General features: G+C 44.9%; 16 protein-coding genes. 3 read left to right on the top strand and 13 right to left on the bottom strand.

Going from position 1 to position 18,186, the window contains the following annotated elements; all coding sequences use genetic code 11:
* Positions 1-90: 90 nt before the first annotated feature.
* On the bottom strand, positions 91-1,491 hold the full coding sequence (locus tag JGK07_RS26940) for an NB-ARC domain-containing protein (protein WP_293193112.1): 1,401 nt from the start codon (positions 1,489-1,491) through the stop codon (positions 91-93).
* Between the two features lie 247 nt (positions 1,492-1,738).
* Here JGK07_RS26940 and JGK07_RS26935 point away from each other — a divergent pair, with 247 nt between their 5' ends.
* Positions 1,739-2,224, top strand: a complete 486-nt coding sequence (locus JGK07_RS26935; protein WP_293193113.1) for a hypothetical protein — start codon at positions 1,739-1,741, stop codon at positions 2,222-2,224.
* A gap of 154 nt (positions 2,225-2,378) precedes the next feature.
* Entirely contained in the window at positions 2,379-2,837 is a 459-nt protein-coding gene (locus tag JGK07_RS26930; protein WP_293193114.1) for a hypothetical protein, read from the top strand.
* 133 nt (positions 2,838-2,970) lie between these two features.
* Here the strand turns inward: JGK07_RS26930 and JGK07_RS26925 are convergent, their stop codons facing one another.
* The 8 genes from JGK07_RS26925 to JGK07_RS26890 form a co-directional block, all read right to left on the bottom strand.
* Positions 2,971-3,204: a hypothetical protein gene (locus JGK07_RS26925; RefSeq protein WP_293177987.1), complete on the bottom strand. Its 234-nt coding sequence runs from the start codon at positions 3,202-3,204 to the stop codon at positions 2,971-2,973.
* Positions 3,205-3,510: 306 nt separating this feature from the next.
* Positions 3,511-4,335, bottom strand: coding sequence for a peptidoglycan-binding protein (locus JGK07_RS26920; RefSeq protein ID WP_293193115.1), 825 nt, complete (start codon positions 4,333-4,335; stop codon positions 3,511-3,513).
* A gap of 73 nt (positions 4,336-4,408) precedes the next feature.
* Complete coding sequence (locus JGK07_RS26915) at positions 4,409-4,951, bottom strand: hypothetical protein (RefSeq protein WP_293193116.1); 543 nt, start codon at positions 4,949-4,951, stop codon at positions 4,409-4,411.
* Positions 4,948-5,442: a DUF4365 domain-containing protein gene (locus tag JGK07_RS26910; protein ID WP_293193117.1), complete on the bottom strand. Its 495-nt coding sequence runs from the start codon at positions 5,440-5,442 to the stop codon at positions 4,948-4,950. Before JGK07_RS26910 ends, JGK07_RS26915 begins: the two co-directional genes overlap by 4 nt.
* Before the next feature lie 223 nt (positions 5,443-5,665).
* Positions 5,666-6,610: a GDP-L-fucose synthase gene (locus JGK07_RS26905; RefSeq protein ID WP_293196668.1), complete on the bottom strand. Its 945-nt coding sequence runs from the start codon at positions 6,608-6,610 to the stop codon at positions 5,666-5,668.
* 538 nt (positions 6,611-7,148) lie between these two features.
* Positions 7,149-8,180 (bottom strand): GDP-mannose 4,6-dehydratase, encoded by a 1,032-nt coding sequence (gmd, locus tag JGK07_RS26900; protein WP_293225815.1) that lies wholly within the window; start codon positions 8,178-8,180, stop codon positions 7,149-7,151.
* Between the two features lie 226 nt (positions 8,181-8,406).
* A complete protein-coding gene (locus tag JGK07_RS26895) occupies positions 8,407-9,138 on the bottom strand; it encodes a sugar transferase (protein WP_293177969.1) in 732 nt (243 codons plus the stop codon).
* 271 nt (positions 9,139-9,409) lie between these two features.
* Positions 9,410-10,567 carry a glycosyltransferase gene (locus tag JGK07_RS26890; RefSeq protein ID WP_293225817.1) on the bottom strand — a complete coding sequence of 386 codons (1,158 nt, stop codon included), beginning with the start codon at positions 10,565-10,567 and terminating at the stop codon, positions 9,410-9,412.
* Positions 10,568-10,902: 335 nt separating this feature from the next.
* Between JGK07_RS26890 and JGK07_RS26885 the strand changes: the two genes are divergently transcribed.
* Positions 10,903-13,062, top strand: coding sequence for an iron uptake porin (locus tag JGK07_RS26885; protein ID WP_363319258.1), 2,160 nt, complete (start codon positions 10,903-10,905; stop codon positions 13,060-13,062).
* 66 nt (positions 13,063-13,128) lie between these two features.
* Here the strand turns inward: JGK07_RS26885 and JGK07_RS26880 are convergent, their stop codons facing one another.
* From JGK07_RS26880 to JGK07_RS26865, 4 genes are all read right to left on the bottom strand, one after another.
* Entirely contained in the window at positions 13,129-13,383 is a 255-nt protein-coding gene (locus JGK07_RS26880) for a hypothetical protein (protein ID WP_293185279.1), read from the bottom strand.
* A gap of 557 nt (positions 13,384-13,940) precedes the next feature.
* Entirely contained in the window at positions 13,941-14,408 is a 468-nt protein-coding gene (locus JGK07_RS26875) for a response regulator (RefSeq protein WP_293185280.1), read from the bottom strand.
* A gap of 113 nt (positions 14,409-14,521) precedes the next feature.
* Positions 14,522-14,908 carry a response regulator gene (locus JGK07_RS26870; protein WP_293185282.1) on the bottom strand — a complete coding sequence of 129 codons (387 nt, stop codon included), beginning with the start codon at positions 14,906-14,908 and terminating at the stop codon, positions 14,522-14,524.
* A 133-nt stretch (positions 14,909-15,041) separates the two neighbouring features.
* Positions 15,042-18,185, bottom strand: coding sequence for a PAS domain S-box protein (locus JGK07_RS26865; protein WP_293291131.1), 3,144 nt, complete (start codon positions 18,183-18,185; stop codon positions 15,042-15,044).
* Position 18,186: the final 1 nt, after the last annotated feature.

The following is an 18,186-nucleotide window of genomic DNA, read 5'->3' as shown; positions in this document are numbered from 1 at the left end:
TTTGCATCAAACTCTGTAGTCGGTTTTAACCGACTTTCGCTTTGAGGCAGGGGTTTAAACCCCTGCCGGACTGTGGGAAAGTAGAAAGTATCAACAAACTGGATTTGATATTAAATATTGTCTCACCACAGGACAAACACTAAATAGCGTTTCATTCTCAATTTCTTCAATTTCAACTAACGATCGCCTCCCCAAAGATTGCAGCCCGTTGAACAACTCCGAGGGCGATAAATCGGCATCTTGTAGCAATTGCTCTATCGAAACTGAATTTGCTTCGAGGCTGAGGCGGGAAATGAGCTTTTTCTCTAATTCTGACAGGCGATCGATCTGCGGGTGCAATGCTGCTGCCAATTCTTCCCCTAGGAATACCATATCATATTTCAAAAAATCTGCAACCCTGCCTCGGAATATTTCTTGAATGGTGGTGGCGACTATTTTTAACCACAATGGATTGCCTCGGTAGGCATTAATTAGGTTTTCCCATTTTTCGGGGTTTAGTAAACTTTTTTGTCGGAAAATTTCGGTGGCATCTGTACCTATGCCTTTGAGTTGTAAAGTACGAACTGGTGAATTTTCGCCTGTTAATGCGGTAATTTCTCTGGGGGTTTCCCAAGTGTGGAGGATCAAACAACTGTTGTGGGTTGTTTCTCCGATTTGTCGGAAGAGGATGCTGTAATTTTCGCAGTCTGGGCGGTAATTTCCTGCGAGTTGTCCGTTGCTGAGGAGAGTTTGCGCGTCGTCGAGGATGATGAGACAGCGGTTTTTTCGCAGATATTCCATTAACAGGGAAAGTCGATCGCCAATGCTGACTGGTAATTCGGTTTCTGGTTGATTGGCGATAAATTGAATCAGGTTTTTTAGGGTGGTTGCGAGGGGTGGAGAGGTGCGGAGACTTCGCCAAATTACGCAGTCAAAGTGATGTTGAATTTGTGGGATGAGGTGGAGGGAAAGTGCGGTTTTGCCGATGCCGCTGAGTCCTGATATGGCTGCGAGGTTGCACTTTTCTTGGACAATCCATTTTTCGAGGGTGGCGAGTTCGGATGTGCGATCGTACAATAATGAAATATGAGGGGCATCTGCTAAGTCTAGTCTGGTTTGGGGTTTTGAGGTGTCTGGGGTGGGCTTGGAGGGCGATCGATCTTTTGGAATTTCGGGAGGTTGCAAAGTGTCTCCACAAACATTGATGTTATTAATTTGTGCAAAGTCTTTCGCGAAATTTGATGAAACAATGGAGAATCGCCACCTCTCCATAGCAATTTTTAAATTTGATTTATTAACCTCTTCACCAAATACCTCTGAAAGGATTTGCCATAACTCAGAGGCTACATTTCTGACATGACCTTCAGTCCGATGGGATTCTTCTGCGATTGTAGAGTGTTTTTGACCTTTCCATACACCCAGCAGGATAGCTTTTTGCAGATCGTCCAAGTGTTCTCCTGTTTTGGCGAAAACCATTTCGTCGGCAAATCTCAAGACTTCTTGAACGTCCATTAGTCGGCTTGTGGGAATTTTAGTTATTGTATCATACTTTTTATGACATTTTATAGCAGAAATGATTAAATCTGACATTTAATGGGATAAGGCTTTGTAAAACTCATTACATTTCCTGACTTTTTATGACTAGACATAACTTGAATATTGACACGAAAATATTCTATATTTACAAGCACAACTGTACTTTTAACAGTCAATTGTATAGCTATAACAAATCAAAAAACTTCCTGTAGGAGGGAGAATTATGAGTAGCAGTAATAATACTATTGCTATCGTTAGTCTTGGGCTTGGTATTGTTGTCATCATGGGGATCGGTGGCATTGTTGCCTACTCGAATGTGAATAATCAGCTAGTTAGCACTCAAACTCAGTTACAACAAGCTCAAAAGGAGCGAGACGAGTTTAAAAAACAGAGCGAGGAAAAAGATAAAGAGATCAATGAGAAAGATAAAGAGATCAAAGATATTCGTGAAACTTCTGGCGATCGCGAAAGTCAAATTGCTCAAAAACAAGGCGAACTTCAGCGAGCTAAAGCAGAGACTCAGACGGTAAGCGGCTGCCTAAAAGGTGTATTGGAGGCAATCTCATATCAAGATGACCAAAGTAAGGCTATCTTTGCTCTAGGAGCAGTAAAGGATAAGTGCGAATCAGCCGGAAGGATCGTACAACGAATAGAAAACACACAGGATGAACAACAATCTCCTCGTACAAGCAATATCCAATCGAATTAATAAATCAGGGTGCCATTACATTTGTTCAAAAGTCAGCGAACTTCCTGCTTAGCATCGCTGCGGGTAATCGCTCTTTCTTTTTCTGAAGTGCGATCGTCCTTATGTTATTACAAGCTTAAATTATTTCTGCACACATCATTTGGTTACTAAAGCAATGAACAAAAAACTAGGAATTTTAGCGATCGCAGCTCTTTTTACTATCAGTGGGGCTATCCTTAAAGGTACTCAAATGGCTAATGCTAAGCTAGTAGCACCCACTACAGTCACTAATCAAAACTTTACAGATAATAAGTTAACAATCTTAGCGCAGGGTTATGGACAACCACAGGGTAGCCCTTGGGAACAGGTAGATGCACAAAAATACAAAAATCCCGATACCGGGCAGACTTTTTGTTTCTACTATAACCCAGGACGCTGGGCACCGTGTCCAAATCAGGGCACATCAGTTATCAGAGTGCGAAATGCCAAATGCACGGGTTCCAATATTACCCAAGCATTAGCCGATCGATGTCCACGCGCTTTGTGTGGATTAGCAGAGCTTCAAGCCAGTTTAGACGAACTTAGAAGTAACGGACGCTCAATTCCTGCTTTACCTTGTAATGGTCTCCCCTAGCAAACAGATGTGGATTTATCTAATAAGTGAGTTTGATTTTTAGGGTGCTTTGTTAACGCCCTTTATTTTACATCATTTTTGAGAGCGATCGCCCTTCCTTCACTGAAGTGCGATCGCCCTAATTATTCTTCACTCAAACTATTTCCGAGGCTAAAAGCCTACCATCAACTCGCTCATATTCATCTTCCAGTAGCCACGAGTGAGCCTCATCGTAACTTGAACCTAAAAACAGCAGTTTATAATTAGCTGATGGATCGTAAATACAACACTTACTATTTTTGCCACCCACTAACATTAGAATCCGAGGCGGGAAAACAATCGGATCTACCCACAACTCGATAAATTCCCAATCAGTGATTTGTTCCACAAGGTTTTGTGCGGAAGATAACATGATAATTATCAGTTACTTTGACTGTTCAGGTAAGATATAATTTTGGGTGCGATCGACAATCATGGGCTTTCTGTGAATGTTAATTTTGGATGATTTCAGTCAAAGTATTTCTATTATATCAAAACAGTTGAAAAACCTCGGTGTCAACTGTCAAATGCGGTGCCTCGATCGTAGTTGAATGGTCAACTGTCAACTGTCAACTGTCAATTAAGAGGGCGGGCACAGGGGCATCGCCCCTACCACAGATCGACTGTCAACTGTCAACTGTCAACTGTCAACTGTTTAAGCACTTTCCTGAATTAAATCTGCTTCCGCATCCCGTCGTCTGTTCATCCCTTTTTCAATGCTCGTTCCCAGCCAAATTCGTTTCATTTTGCGGATTTGTTCGGGAATTTTACTCACATTTTTTTTCGTAATTAAATCGCGAATAACACGCATTTCCACGCGGCGGTTTCCCTGCATACTCGTGCCGCGATTGAACACCAAACTTACCAATCCTCCTTGAACATCTGCCGGCAATTGTTCAAAACCGGGAAATGCTTCTTTTGTCAGATTGTAAAATTTAGGCACTGTGACAACATTAAAAACTTCCCATGCTAATTCCCAGGGAACAATGATGTCTCTAACACTAGCTAAACGTTCTTTTGCTGCATCCTCTGTCAACCCGCAGCACTTACTCAAACGCTGTTGCTCAACATCCCCTAATTTCTGCCAATCTTGGTTGAAAACTTCTACTGTGTTGTAACCTAGATCGTAACCGATGCCGATCGTAATTCCCGATGCTCCTTCCGGCCAAGTTGGACGCTGCAACAGCTTTTCGTAATATAGCCGCCCGCCGCCGACCTCGAATTCTAAGATTAGCTCGATCGCCCTGTATGATAAAAGTGACGAGCCCAAAGGTTCCCCAGGGAACAAAGCAGCTAGCGTTTCCGGGCCTGCTATGCCGTTTGCCAAAAATTTTTGATTGGTTTGAAACTGTTTGAGGGATGCTTCAGTTTTTGGCCCAAACTTGCCGTCAGCACTCCCTAGATTCAACCCTAACTCCAGCAAGCGTTTTTGAAGTTTCACAACATCGGAACCCGATGCACCTAATTTTAGAGTTTGCACAACCTGTTTTCCTGTAATGCGATCGGCACAATAATTTTTGCTTGATATTGTACCACAACCAGCATCTCCCAAACTATGAGATTAATTCTGCCTCACTCAGCAGAGCAAAATCGCGCGGATTGTTTAACACGAAACCGTCATTTTCTTTAATTAAATCACCAAAACAGGTGACAGGCGATCGGGCTTCATAAGCCTTGAGGGCCAACTGATAATCTGCTTCCGGCAATTCCAGATGAATTTTTCTTAGCTTCCCCACCACAAATCCCATTAATGTAATTTGGTCTGGAGATTCTGCCCCATACACTTTATTAATCCATCCCGAGATTGCAACATTAGGTAAAGCAGTGATTAAATCGCTGAGAATATCTAGCTGAGAGCGATTTTCTATAACTTCTAGTGCTTTTAAGTTTCGACACATCACCTCTGCAAAATCATCAAAATCTTGGTGAGGTGAAACCAATACTTCCCCCTCCTGACTCACAGAATTTTTCTTAATCCAAATGAATCCCTCATAAAATTTACGAGCTTTATGCCAGCCATTTATCTGTAAGTATTTCTCCAACACATTTGGCTCAATTGTTTTCAGAATGTGACTATCTCTTACAGTTACTTTCATGGCAAACTTCCCTCGCTAATGCGCTGTATCATTGACTTAAGAGCTTCTACTGTAAACTGATTGCTGCGGGGTAAAGAAACAGTCACATTTGCTATATTTTGTGTTTCTGTCTGTCCCCGCAATGACATCCAGTAGGCACAATTTCTCATACACAGTTCCGCTTCTGACTGCTGCAACCAGTCTTCTAGATTTTCTGGTACTAAAACTACAACTAAGATTCGAGGTACTAGGGCATTTCTTCTCAAATCATTGTAGTTTTTGACTTTGAGCGGATATCGGATGTAGTCGCCGTCTATCACGTCCCTTGAAGTACATTTTAATTGTAACTTCAACTCTGGAAAATAAACGCTTCCGTCACCGCTGGCAGCCGTGATTTGTAGGTCGATGCTGTCGAAGTCTAATTCTAACAGATCGATCGAGAAACCTGCCACGGCTGCCACGGCACGTACATAAGCTTTGCTGAAAAGTTCTTTCTGCTGGTTCAGTTCCATTCTAAAATAAACATCTTGCGAAAATAATATTTTTTACAATAAAGGTGTTCCACAAGTAATTATTGTAGGAGAGTTCTACCCGAAAGGCGATCGATTGGTATAATTTCTTATTCTTAGTCCGCGGAGGCGGACATTGTTTGTGTAGTAGCGGTTTCAACCGCCGAGTTTTATAAATAAAATGTAAAAAACCCCGGTTCCTTCAAGAAACCGGGGTTTTTCAGACTTAAACCGCGTGTTTTCGATACCAATCAATCGTATTTTTCAAGCCTTCTTTAAACTCCACCTCAGCCACAAAACCAAACCTTTCCTTAGCCCTTTGGGTATCCAAACAACGGCGCGGCTGACCATTCGGCTTGTCTGTTTCCCAAACAATTTCTCCCTCATATCCCATCAATTCGCAAATCGTTTCTACTAACTCGCGAATTTTAACTTCGCTATTTGTTCCCAAATTAACTGGGTCAGATTCGTTGTAAGATTGAGCTGCCATCACAATCCCGCGCGCGGCATCTGTGGAATACAAAAACTCGCGGCTGGGGCTACCATCGCCCCAAACTGGTAGTGTTTTGTCTCCTCTTTCTTGGGCTTCGTGGACTTTGCGAATTAATGCTGGGATGACGTGGGAACTTTTCGGATCGAAGTTATCTTCTGGGCCGTACAAATTCACTGGTAGCAAATAGATACCGTTGAATCCGTACTGCTGGCGATAGGATTGTAGTTGCACTAATAAGGCTTTCTTTGCTATTCCGTAGGGTGCGTTGGTTACTTCGGGATAGCCGTTCCAGAGGTCGTCTTCTTTGAAAGGAACTGGAGTCAAGTTGGGATAGGCGCAAATTGTGCCGACGCAGACGAATTTTTCGACTCCTGCTTCGTAGGCTGCGTGGATTAGTTGCGCGCCCATCATCAAATTGTCGTAAAATAGTTCTGCCGGTTTGATTAAGTTTAAACCGATGCCACCGACGTGGGCTGCTAAGTGTATGATGATGTCTTGTTGGTTGGCGGCGCGCTTGCAGTTTTCCATGATGCGAAGATCGCAGTCGATCGATCGACTAACTGAAATTTTATCAGCATCGGCCCCTGCTTTGACTAATTGGTCGATTACCTGACGGCCGAGGAAACCGGCGCCGCCCGTGACTAGGATGCGTTTGTTGCTTAAATCCAAGCTTGTCATAATTTTATCCTCGGGATTTTCAATAAAGGTCGATCGACAATTTCCAGTCTAAATTTGTTACTTTAGCAAAAAAGCTTTCCGCTACAGCAGGCGCTAACAAGTCAGTTTTAGCTGTCCCAGATAGGGGAAAATTGCTCCGTTTGTATCTGAACGTGAGATTTATGGGTTTCCAGTCCTCAACGTTTTAATGTTTTTGTTGGCCCGCACAGCCGAAAATTTGGCGATCGGTTAAGCTGGTTGTTGGAATGCCCGCACTAATAGCTACAACAATCCTCTCATCACTTGTGAACTGTTTGTATGGGTAATGCCCCGATGCGCGAATCGGGTAACAGACGGGACACTACCCATACAAATTGTTAGCAGTCACCACACCCGGGAACGGATACAAGTCCCTGACAGGATTCGGGGAGTGTCAAAAATTTTAGACTAAGAGTTCCAACTTTCAGATTCATCTGTGGAGTAAGTCCAAAATCTAAAATCTAAAATCTAAAATCTAAAATCTAAAATCTAAAATCGACTGACGGTTTAGTTTTGTGGATCAATCAAATCCGTTGCCAGAACCTCGTTCTTGCTTTTTGAGCGATTTCATGTCAGCATCTACCATTAAATGCACTAACTGCTCAAAAGTTACAGAAGGTTCCCAATTTAATTGCTGGCGCGCCTTAGTCGAATCACCAATCAACAGTTCAACTTCTGCCGGACGCAAGTAACGTTCGTCAAACTCCACATATTTTTGCCAATCTAAATTGACGTAAGTAAATGCCAAATCTAGAAATTCTTTAATGGAATGGGTTTCGTTAGTAGCAATTACGTAATCGTCAGGCTTGTCTTGTTGCAGCATCAGCCACATTGCCTGCACGTAGTCTTTAGCAAAGCCCCAGTCCCGCTTGGAATCGAGGTTGCCCAAATAAAGTTTTTTCTGCTGGCCTGCGACAATTCTGGCAACAGCCCGAGTAATTTTGCGAGTTACAAAAGTTTCGCCACGGCGCGGAGACTCGTGATTGAACAAGATGCCGTTACAAGCAAAAAGTCCGTAGGATTCGCGATAATTTATTGTTTGCCAGTGACCGTAAACTTTGGCACAAGCGTAGGGACTTCTGGGATAAAAGGGAGTTGTTTCCTTCTGCGGAACTTCCTGCACCAAACCAAACATTTCAGAAGAACCTGCTTGATAAAACCGCACTTCTATGCCTGTGCGATTCTGGTAGTCCCGAATTGCTTCTAGTAGTCGCAATACCCCCATCCCTACGGCATCAACCGTATATTCCGGTGAGTCAAAACTGACTCTAACGTGAGATTGAGCGCCTAAGTTATAAACTTCTACAGGCTGAACTTGTTCCAATATTCGGCGGAGAGTAGTGCCGTCGGTCAAGTCGCCGTAGTGCAGAAACAACTTTGCATCCTCGCTGTGAGGATCGACATAGATATGGTCAATGCGATCGGTATTGAAACTAGAACTGCGCCGGATAATGCCGTGAACTTCGTATCCTTTCTCTAACAGTAATTCGCTCAAGTAGGACCCGTCTTGGCCTGTAATACCTGTTATTAGCGCTCGCTTGCGTTGCGTCATCTGATTTTCCTTTGACAGGCTGTGTTAATTCACTTCGGACTTTCAGGGTAGAGGCTGTTGTTGCCTGCCCGTCGTATGCTCAAGCTCTACCTTAACTCACAATTCTTCGATCGGCATCAAGGAAGTGTTTTGTTTGAGTAAAGAGTTTGCCGCTTGCTGTCAGTAGTCAGCCTCAGTGGTCAGTAACAAACAAAACTAACTACCGATGGCTGACTGCCGACAAAAATTAATATGCGCCGTTATTTTTGGGGAAAATCACAACTCCAATTGTTTTGAAAACAATCCACATATCCATCCAAAGGTTTTTGTCATTGGCGTAATACAGGTCGATTTGGACTCGCCGGGGATACGGAATGTCGTTGCGACCGGACACTTGCCACAAGCCTGTAATTCCAGGTCTGATGGTGAGAATTTTGTTGATGTGACGGCCGTATCTCGGCAGTTCTTCTTCAACTAAAGGTCTCGGCCCGACGACGCTCATATCTCCTTTTAATACATTCCAAAACTGGGGGAACTCGTCTAAACTGGTCATTCGTAAAAATCTTCCAATCCAGGTAATTCGAGGGTCTTGTTTAAGCTTGAAATTGTCCTCAAACTCTTGACGCAAATGCGGAGATTTTTCCATGATTTCCAGCAATATGTCGTCCGCATTTTCCACCATCGTTCTAAATTTAAGGCAATAAAACATTTTACGGTTTTTGCCTACTCGTTCCTGTACGTAAAAGATAGGCCCGGACGAGCTTAAGGCGATAGAGAGAGCCAAAAGCAGGTAAACCGGAGCAAACAGGATTAGAACCGATAAGGAAAAGAGAATGTCAAATAACCGCTTGAAAAATTCTCCGTCGAGTCTCTCTAGAGAACGACTTATGCGTCTATCTCCTTGCAGGACAGGCGCAAAACCGCGTCTTGCGATCGCTCGAATTACCTTGCCGGAGATTAGTTGGCTGTCGGCAGTCATCTTACTCCTTCACTTCACACCACACACAGTCACGATCATAAGGCCTCAAGACGCTTTGTTCTCTGAATTATGTTTCAAATACTCAATTTTCTTGCGGAAAGGGGCAGTTGACTGTTGTCAGTTGACTGTTGACGGTTGGCAGTTGGCGGTTGCACTCAGACATGATGGAGGAGACGGCAGTGCCGTGTCCCTACATTAATCACCGTAGGGACACGGCACTGCCGTCTCCTCATTTCGGGCAATGTTGATTCCGGTGCAACCGGAATTGATATCAAGTCTGAGTAAAATCACCGGATTGAAATTCCTGATAGGAGTGTTCCACAAAAGCTAGATAGCGCTGCTCAAAGACTTCCGGGGCAAACTGGGAGGCGCGCAAGCGTGCCATTTCTGGCCCAAATTTGCCTTGCAACTGCTCAAATTCTTCGACAGCTTCGACTATTGCTGCTGGGGTTTGGGAGGGGAAAAATAAACCTGTCCCAGTCTCAGGGTGTTGGCGAATGTCGAGCACTGTCTCCAAAGCGCCGCCTGCTGCATAGGCAATTACTGGTGTCCCGCAAGCTTGAGCTTCTACTAAAGCGATGCCAAAATCTTCGCAAGCTGCATAGACAAAGGCTTTCGCTTCTGCCATGTACTTTTCCACTACGGAGGCGGGCTGCCAGCCGAGTAGTTGCACGTTGGGTTTGGCGATTTGCCGAATCATTTCTAATTCTGGCCCGGTGCCGATGACAATGAGAGTATGCCCGAGTTGATTGAATGCTTGGACGATCGCACTTACGTTTTTGTAGCTTACCAACCGGCACACTGTCACGTAAAAGTCTTGTTTTTGCCGCATCAAGGAAAATCTCTCGATATTTACCGGCGGATAAATCACCTCGGCGCGCCGTCGGTAGCACCGCCAAATTCGGCGTGCGGTGTGTTGGGAGTTGGCGATGAAATAATCGACGCGGTTGGCAGAAATTACATCCCACTGCCGCAGTCGGTGCAACAAATATCGCGTCAGCAAGCCCGGGATGCCCCGTCCGGCTTTGCTGCTGCGTAAATAGTCAAAAGTTAAGTCCCAAGCGTAGCGCATGGGCGTGTGGCAGTAGCAGACGTGCATTTGCCCTGGACTGCTGAGGATGCCTTTGGCGACGGCGTGGGAGGATGAGAGGATGATGTCGTATTCTCGCAGATCTAGTTGTTCGATCGCGATCGGCAGAAATGGCAAATATTTTTGCACGCCGCTGCGGGCCTTGGGGAAATTCTGCAAAAATGTCGTGCCAATCTGTCGCCCGAACAGATAGCTTTCGGGATTCGCCGATTCAAAGTCAATCAGGGCATAGATATCAGCGTCTATGTATTTGAGGATTTCGGCAACTACGAGTTCTGAACCGCCGGTAGCTAAGGGCGTCAACCATTCATGAACTAGGGCGTATTTGAGTTTTTTCACTTTATGTAGTCGATCGAACGATTTGTGAGCGCCAGTTCTGTCAATATTAGTCTTACCGAGGGATCGCTTACGCACCCTCAAGCCATCAACCGTGTTTCTACGCAGGCGACTCGATTGTAGATTTTAGATTTTAGATTTTAGATTTTAGATTTACTCCACGGATTAATCTGGGATTTTGAACAGAAGTCTAAAATTTTGGACTCGAAACTCACCAGCATCGGGTATTTGTAAGAATTTTTTTGGGTGCTTCAAACCAATATTTTTTGGGAGCAACGGGGTTTTTGTCAAATCGGAAATAGCAAAACCGCACTCTGCGGGAAATTTCCCGCCGATTGTTGACAAATAATACTATTAGGCGGAATACTGTAGGTGATTTGCGATCGCCAAAATGTGTGGAACGGGCGATCGAACTAACGTGGTGTGAGGAAAAAATGTCCAAATTTTTGTGGAAAGGACTTTTAGCAAGTCCCGCTGTACTAGCAGCAAGTTTAGTCGTATCTTCGACAGCCCTAGCAGCAGAGCAACCTGTAGAAATTGCCGCAGCTCAAGCCAATCAATTGGAATTAGCAGGTGCTGCAACCGAGGCAGCACAGCCTGAAATAGCAGCAATAACGGCAGAACCAGCGTCAGTAGTTAACAACTTAACTGTTGAGACTATTGAAAATAACAATCTCGCAGCAAAAGTAGCCCGAGTTGCCGAACCAGCCGCATCACCGGAAAACAACGCAGTTGCAGCAGCAGACTTAACCGAAACCAAACCCGCAGTCGCGCCCGCCAACTTAAATGCCGAGCAACCTGTCGCAGAGCAAATCCCCGCAGTCGCGCCCGCCAACTCCAGCGAAAAACCCGCTGTACCAACTAATGTCAGCGCCGACAAAGCAGCCGCAAAACCCCAGCAGATTTCCCAATCAACTGCTCCAATTGCCCAGCCTCCAGCGCAGTCAAATGTTTTAGAACAAATCAACCAATACAGCGCAGAAGGCAGCAGCGAAGATGCAGTCGGCCAAGTAACCTCCGTTTCGCAACTTTCCGACGTGCGGCCCACCGATTGGGCATTCCAAGCTTTGCAATCCCTAGTAGAGCGCTACGGGTGCATTGCCGGCTATCCTGACGGCACCTATCGCGGCAACCGGGCGATGACTCGCTACGAGTTTGCAGCGGGTTTAAATGCCTGTTTGGATAAAGTCAACGAGCTGATTAAAGGCGGTACCAGGGGTTTAGCCACAAAAGAAGATTTGGCTGCTGTGCAAAAGCTGCAAGAAGAGTTTGCAGCGGAATTGGCAACTTTGCGCGGGCGCGTCGATGCCTTGGAAGCGCGCACCTCTGAATTAGAAGCAAATCAGTTTTCGACTACGACTAAACTCAACGGCGAAGTAATCTTTGCATTGACAGGTATCGCCCGGGGAGAAGATGCTGACGGCCGCGATGCCGATCGAAGCACGGCTTTTGGCAGCAGGGTTCGTCTCAATTTTGACACGAGTTTCACTGGTAAAGACTTGCTGAGAACTCGACTGCAAGTTTTGAATCTGGGTTCGTTTTCTACTAATAATACTAAAACTGCTGAAGGGGAATTGCGGTTTAACGCCGGGCCTTTTGGAACAGCTAGCAATACAGTCGGTTTAGATGCGCTGTTTTACCAATTTCCCCTCGGCAAAAGCACTACTGTAATTCTCGAAGCCAATGCCGGTGCCGCTGACGATTTTACTAACACTGTCAATCCTTACTTTGACGGAGATGGCGGTAGCGGTGCTCTTTCTAACTTCGGCACTCGCAACCCGATTTACTATTTGACTGCGGGTACTGGTATCGCTGTGCGGCAGCAATTGGGAGAAAAACTTGAGCTGAGTTTGGGATATTTGGCCGGCAACGCTGCAAGCCCGACGCAGGGTAACGGTTTGTTCAACGGTTCTTACGGCGCTTTGGCTCAGTTGACTTTCAAACCGACAAGCACTATGGCTTTAGGTTTAACTTACGTCAATTCCTACAACTTCGTCACTGGTACGGGCAGCAACGCTTCTAATTTTCCGGTACGTCTCGGTTCCTTCGGCATCGACAGCGACAATAATCTGCCAGTTTCTAGCAATTCCTACGGCGCCCAAGCTTCGTGGAGAGTGCGGCCTGGATTGGCAATTGGCGGTTGGGCTGGTTACACTAACCAGCGCATTTTATCTAACTTGGCTACTCCTACCGGTTCTGTGCAGCGCGGAGACCAAAAAATCTGGAACTGGGCTGTTACTGTGGCTTTTCCCGATTTGTTGAAAGAGGGAAATGTGGCGGGCTTTCTGGTAGGTATGGAGCCGCGAGTAACAAGTTCTACTAATCGGACTTTGCCGGAAGATAAGGATACTTCTCTTCACATTGAAGGGTTCTATCAGTTTAAGTTGAGCGACAATATTTCGATCACTCCGGGTGTGATTTGGCTGACTGCTCCTGACCACAATAAGAGTAATTCTGATTTGGTAATTGGGGTGGTGAGAACTACGTTTACTTTCTAGGCTCAGCCCTTTTGGTTTTTGGCTTTGGGATTTGGGATTTGGGATTGGCAGTTTTAATCTCAAATCTCAGGCCGCCAATTTCAAACTGGTTGAAAAACTCAGATTCTGTGGCACCCATGCTTTATTGAGAGTTGCTATAGATGGCAATGAACAATATTGGTTAAGATTGTAGACGGGCATTTCTTGCCAACACTCGCGACAAAACCAGTAAACTTGTTGCTGGCGAAAGTGACGCAGCATCGGATTGGAGCAGCAGGGACAGTCTGTATTCTGGTTAACTTGACCGAGGATTTGATTTGAGCTGCTGGATGCGTCTGTCATAATAACCTCTTTTTTAACTCAGATATATTTCACTGTTGTTGGAAAGTGCTGTAACCTGGCTTGAAACACCAACACCATGACTGTAAAAGTGAAAAGTAAAGATTTGGTAAAAAAGATAAGGTTGTTAAGGAATTGAGTTAACTTGAAATATTTCGCAACAATAAATAGTTAGACTTGTTAAAAAATGCAGGTTGAGGGAAGCTCCAAACTCTTATGCAGTAAGTCATTCCCTTTCTGTCAAGTATTGCTAAAACCTAATTAATTGTTGGGTGGAGTGAATGTCCGAGTTGTTTGTACTCAGCTCGCGCAGAGGTGCGTCGCTATGAATTTGTTGATTTTTTGGCGAGGGATTTTGAGTGGCGGCACACCCTACGAATCAAATTTTGGGACGGGCTAGAAGCCCATCCCACAAGAAAAAAGATTTTTGTGGGATGGGCTTCTAGCCCGTCCTAACTATTTTTGCAAGAAGTCTATTGTTCTTGTGGGATGGGCGTCCCGCCCGTCCCACAAATATGTGTAAATTCTTTCGCGATCCTCAGACTGAGCGATGTGAGATTTTAGTCTAAGTCCCAGCCTAAGGCCTGAGCAATCTGAACGGACAGCATAGCTGGATCGAGGGGATTTACAATCACTGCTGCTATTTTATCTTGTGGGAACAAGCTCTGTTGTAGATCGACCCATTTCGCTTTGAGAGTTAGCAGCACAACTGGAATTGCTTGGGTTGTGGGCAGTGTTTTTAGTTGTTTGAGAAATAGGAATTCATCTATGGCGCCAGTGGAAATATCCAAAATTATGCTATCGGGCTGATAGAGTATTGCTTGTCGCAAGCCTTCCAGGGTTGAATTGGCAACTCGCACGTTCCAACCTCCTAAGTCGGTTAAACAAGCTTTTACTACTTCCTGCATATTTGGTTCTTTGTAAATCAGTAAAATTGTTTTGGTGGTCATAGCAACCACTTCCAAAGCCTTCATTTGATTTTGATATTCGAGATACTGCGTGACATCATTGAATAACTGAAAAAGCATTCATGTAGTCTCCTCTTATGCTAAGAGCTTTTAGCTGTATCCCGGAAGCCTAGATAACCACGGTAAGGAATTGGTAAAGATTTTACTATCGTTACAAAACTTGACAAATAATCTTAAAATTCTTCATCCCACCCCAAAATCTCTGCGACTTCTACCGTCAGGCTGGTGGGTTGGATTGGTTTGGCAATTACGCCTGTGACGCCCATTTGGGCAAATTTTGCCCGATCGCTCGGCAGGACTTTTGCTGTCAGCAGAATCACCGGAATCGATCGCGTCTTGGGATCGGATTGAAGGCGATCGTACACAGCAAATCCATCCATTCCCGGCATAGATACATCGAGCAAAATGGCTGATGGTTGTTGTGTTTGGACTATTTGTAAACACTCTTCTCCCGATGCTGCTACCAGCGTTTCCCATCCGCCTAGATCTTCTAAACACGCTTGCACCAATTCTCGGAGGTGTTCTTGATCGTCAACTACTAAAATTAATCTGTCAGTCATGGGATTTGAGATTTTAGATTTGGGATTTTAGATTTTAGAGAGTCCTGGGCGTTAGGTACGTAGTTGCGCTTCAGCGCTCTAAATTATGAAAGAGCGCTGAAGCGCAACAACATACCTTTATTGAAGGTGACAGTTATTCGATCGCAGGTAAGGGCAATGTAAAGAAAAATGTGCTGCCTTCACCTAAAATACTTTCTGCCCAGATTTTTCCACCGTGCTGCTCAATAATACTGCGACAGATGGGCAATCCTAACCCGGTTCCTCCTTTTTCGCGGGAATCTGAGGCATCGACTTGTTGAAATCGCCCAAAAACGAGTTCTAATTTATCGGCTGGAATGCCCCGCCCGCGATCGCGAACTTGGAACAGCACGCAGTCTGTTTGGTTTTCCGCACTCAGGTAAATGGTGGCACCGACAGGCGAAAATTTAAGAGCATTACTAAGTAAATTTGTCAAGGTTTGGAGGATGGCATCTGCTGCGGCCCAGACTTCTGCATCGGTGGGGATAATAATTAATGAAATCTGGTGTTGATTGGCGATCGCCTGGAGGGCATCTACTACTTGCTGCATCAAATCTGCGGCTTTGCAAAGGGTTTTATCGAGAAATGCTCGCCCGGACTCCAGCCGTTCCAAATCTAAAATATCATTCACCAGGTTTACCAAACGATTGGTATCAAGTAGGGCAATTTCGATCATGCGCCGGGACTTTTCGGGTTTTTTATCGTAAATTCCAGTTTTTAATAGTCCTAAGGACATTTGAATTGCTGTCAGAGGAGTACGCAGTTCGTGGCTGACAATGCCGATGAATTCATCCTTAATTTGTTCGATTTTGTTGCGTTCGGTGATATCTTCGCCAATGCTGATACTGCCGATCACGGTTCCATCTGAATCTTGCAGCGTTGTATTGTTCCAAGCAATGAATCGTTCTTCGCCGGATTTGGTCAAGATGACATTTCGATAATAGGGATGAGCATTGTGAGTCAAGAGTTGCAAGAAGTCGGCTTCAGTTGATTTTATACTAGAGCTAGGAAAAAAGTTTTCAAACCAATTTTTGCCTAAAACTTCTTCGTGAGTATACCCTGTGAGACCGACAAAAAATGGATTGACGTAGTTGATATTTCCCGACGCATCGAGTCCGACAACAATCAACTGCACATTCTCCAAAAGCGATCGCCAGCGCCGTTCGGCTTCTCGGATGACGGCGGTGGCTTGTTGGCGTTCTTGCAATTCGAGTTCAAGTTGGGTGTAGAGTTGGGATTGCTGAATGGCGATCGCCAATTGGCTGCTAATCTGTTCGAGCAATTCAATTTCCCAAGATTGCCAATTGCGAGGTGCAGTATTTTGGTAGATGATTAACAATCCCCAGAGGAATTCTCCCGAAAATATGGGAACTGCCAAATATGCCTTGGCTTGAAATTGTTGCAAGAGTTGGATGTGACAGGGATGAAGTCCAGCTTCCTCAATATCGGCGATCGCAAAGGTTTCGTGATTGCGGAAGCGACCTCCTTTAGTTTCTTGCAGGTAGACATCTTCACAAGCTTTTTGAATATTGCATTCCACCAGTTTTACCCACTGCGGATCGACTGACTCAACCACAAAATCTCCACTCCAATCGGGAGTGAAACGATAAATCGCAGCGCGATCGACTTGTAATGTTTGCTTGACTTCTGTGACGGCAGTATTCAGAATGTCCTTGAGGTCTAAAGATTGGCGAATCGCTTGAGTAATAGTCCAGAGCAAACTTTCTTGTCGCGATTTCTGTTCTAGAGCTAATCGGCGCTGTTCTTCGCTCTCTCGCAAAGCTAATTCAGCTTGTTCTCGCTCTCTTTGGCTCTGTTTGCGATCGCTGATATCAAACAATGTTGAGCGGGTCATCATAAAGTTGCCTGCTGCATCTTCTATCGCGGTAGCATTCAGGTTAAACCAACGGCTTGAGCCGTCTTTAGTGGACATCTCGAACTCCAGGTTTTCGACCCAGCCTTGTTGTTTTAACTTGGGAAAGTTTTCATAAAAAACTTGTTTGCCATCTGGTGATAGCAGATCCAAAAACTTAATTTTATACAGCAGTTCATCCCGGGTATAGCCTAACCACTTTAGTTCTGTATCGTTAATCCGAACCATTGTCCCCTCGGCATCCAGGGAGTGATAGCCACAGGGAGCATTGTTGTAGAGGTCTTCTACTTCACGGATATATTGCTGCAAGACTAATTCTGCTGCTTTTCGCTGGGTAACATCACTGTTAATTTCTAGGATTTTAATTGGTCTACCTGCATCATCTTTTTGGACAACCCAACGGCTAGATACAGTAATTTGGCGATCGTCCCTAGTGTAATGAATTAGTTCTCCTTCCCAGTAACCTGTTTCAAACAGTTCTGCTTGAATTTCTGCCAATGGCTGCGGAAATTGCGTTTTGAACAAACTGTGCGATTCTTGTCCGAAGGCCTCGGCTTTTGTCCAGCCATACATCAACTCGGCTCCCTGATTCCAAAAGGTGATGACTGAGTTTAAATCCCAGGTGATAATACTATCGTGGGCGAGATCGAGCAGTTGTGCTTGTTCTGTGAGGAGTTGATAGGCGTGGTCTTTTTCGAGTAAGGTAACTAACAGACGATCGTTGACTTCGGTGAGTTGGGCTGTTCTTTCTGTTACCCGTTTTTCGAGTTCGGTATTGATTTGTTGGAGGGCAATTTGTGCTTGTTTGCGATCGGTAATATCTTCAGTGAAGAGAATGATGCCACCAACATCGCCATTGCTGCGATACCAGGGGTGAATTTCCCACCGCAACCATTGCAGGGAGCCATCTGAGTGTACAAACCGATCTTCATCGCATTTTTCAATGAAACCTGCGAAACCGCGCTGGTGGAATTGCTTCCACTCCTCTGGAATATTCGGAAAAAGCTCGTAGTGCGATCGCCCAATTATCGATCCTAGGTCATTGAGCAGATATTCATCAACCCATCGCTGCATGGAGCGATCGAACATCACAATACTGGCGGGAGCATATTTGATGAACAATTGCAGTTTTTCCTGAGTCTCCTCTAATGTTAGTTCTGCTTGTTTGCGATCGGTAATATTGTCAGAAAAGACAATGATGCCACCAACATCTCCATTGCTGCGATACCAGGGGTGAACTTCCCACCGGAACCATTGCTGCGATCCATCTGGATAGATTAATTTATCTTCTTCGCATTTCTGAACAAGCCCTGCAAAACCGCGCTGGTGGCTTTGTTTCAAATGAAGAGGCAGATCGGGAAAAAGCTCGTAGTGCGATCGCCCAATT

The sequence above is a fragment of the Microcoleus sp. PH2017_24_DOB_U_A genome (genome assembly GCF_020738205.1).
Taxonomy (GTDB): Bacteria; Cyanobacteriota; Cyanobacteriia; order Cyanobacteriales; family Microcoleaceae; genus Microcoleus.
This window is presented reverse-complemented; position numbering and strand designations above follow the sequence as displayed.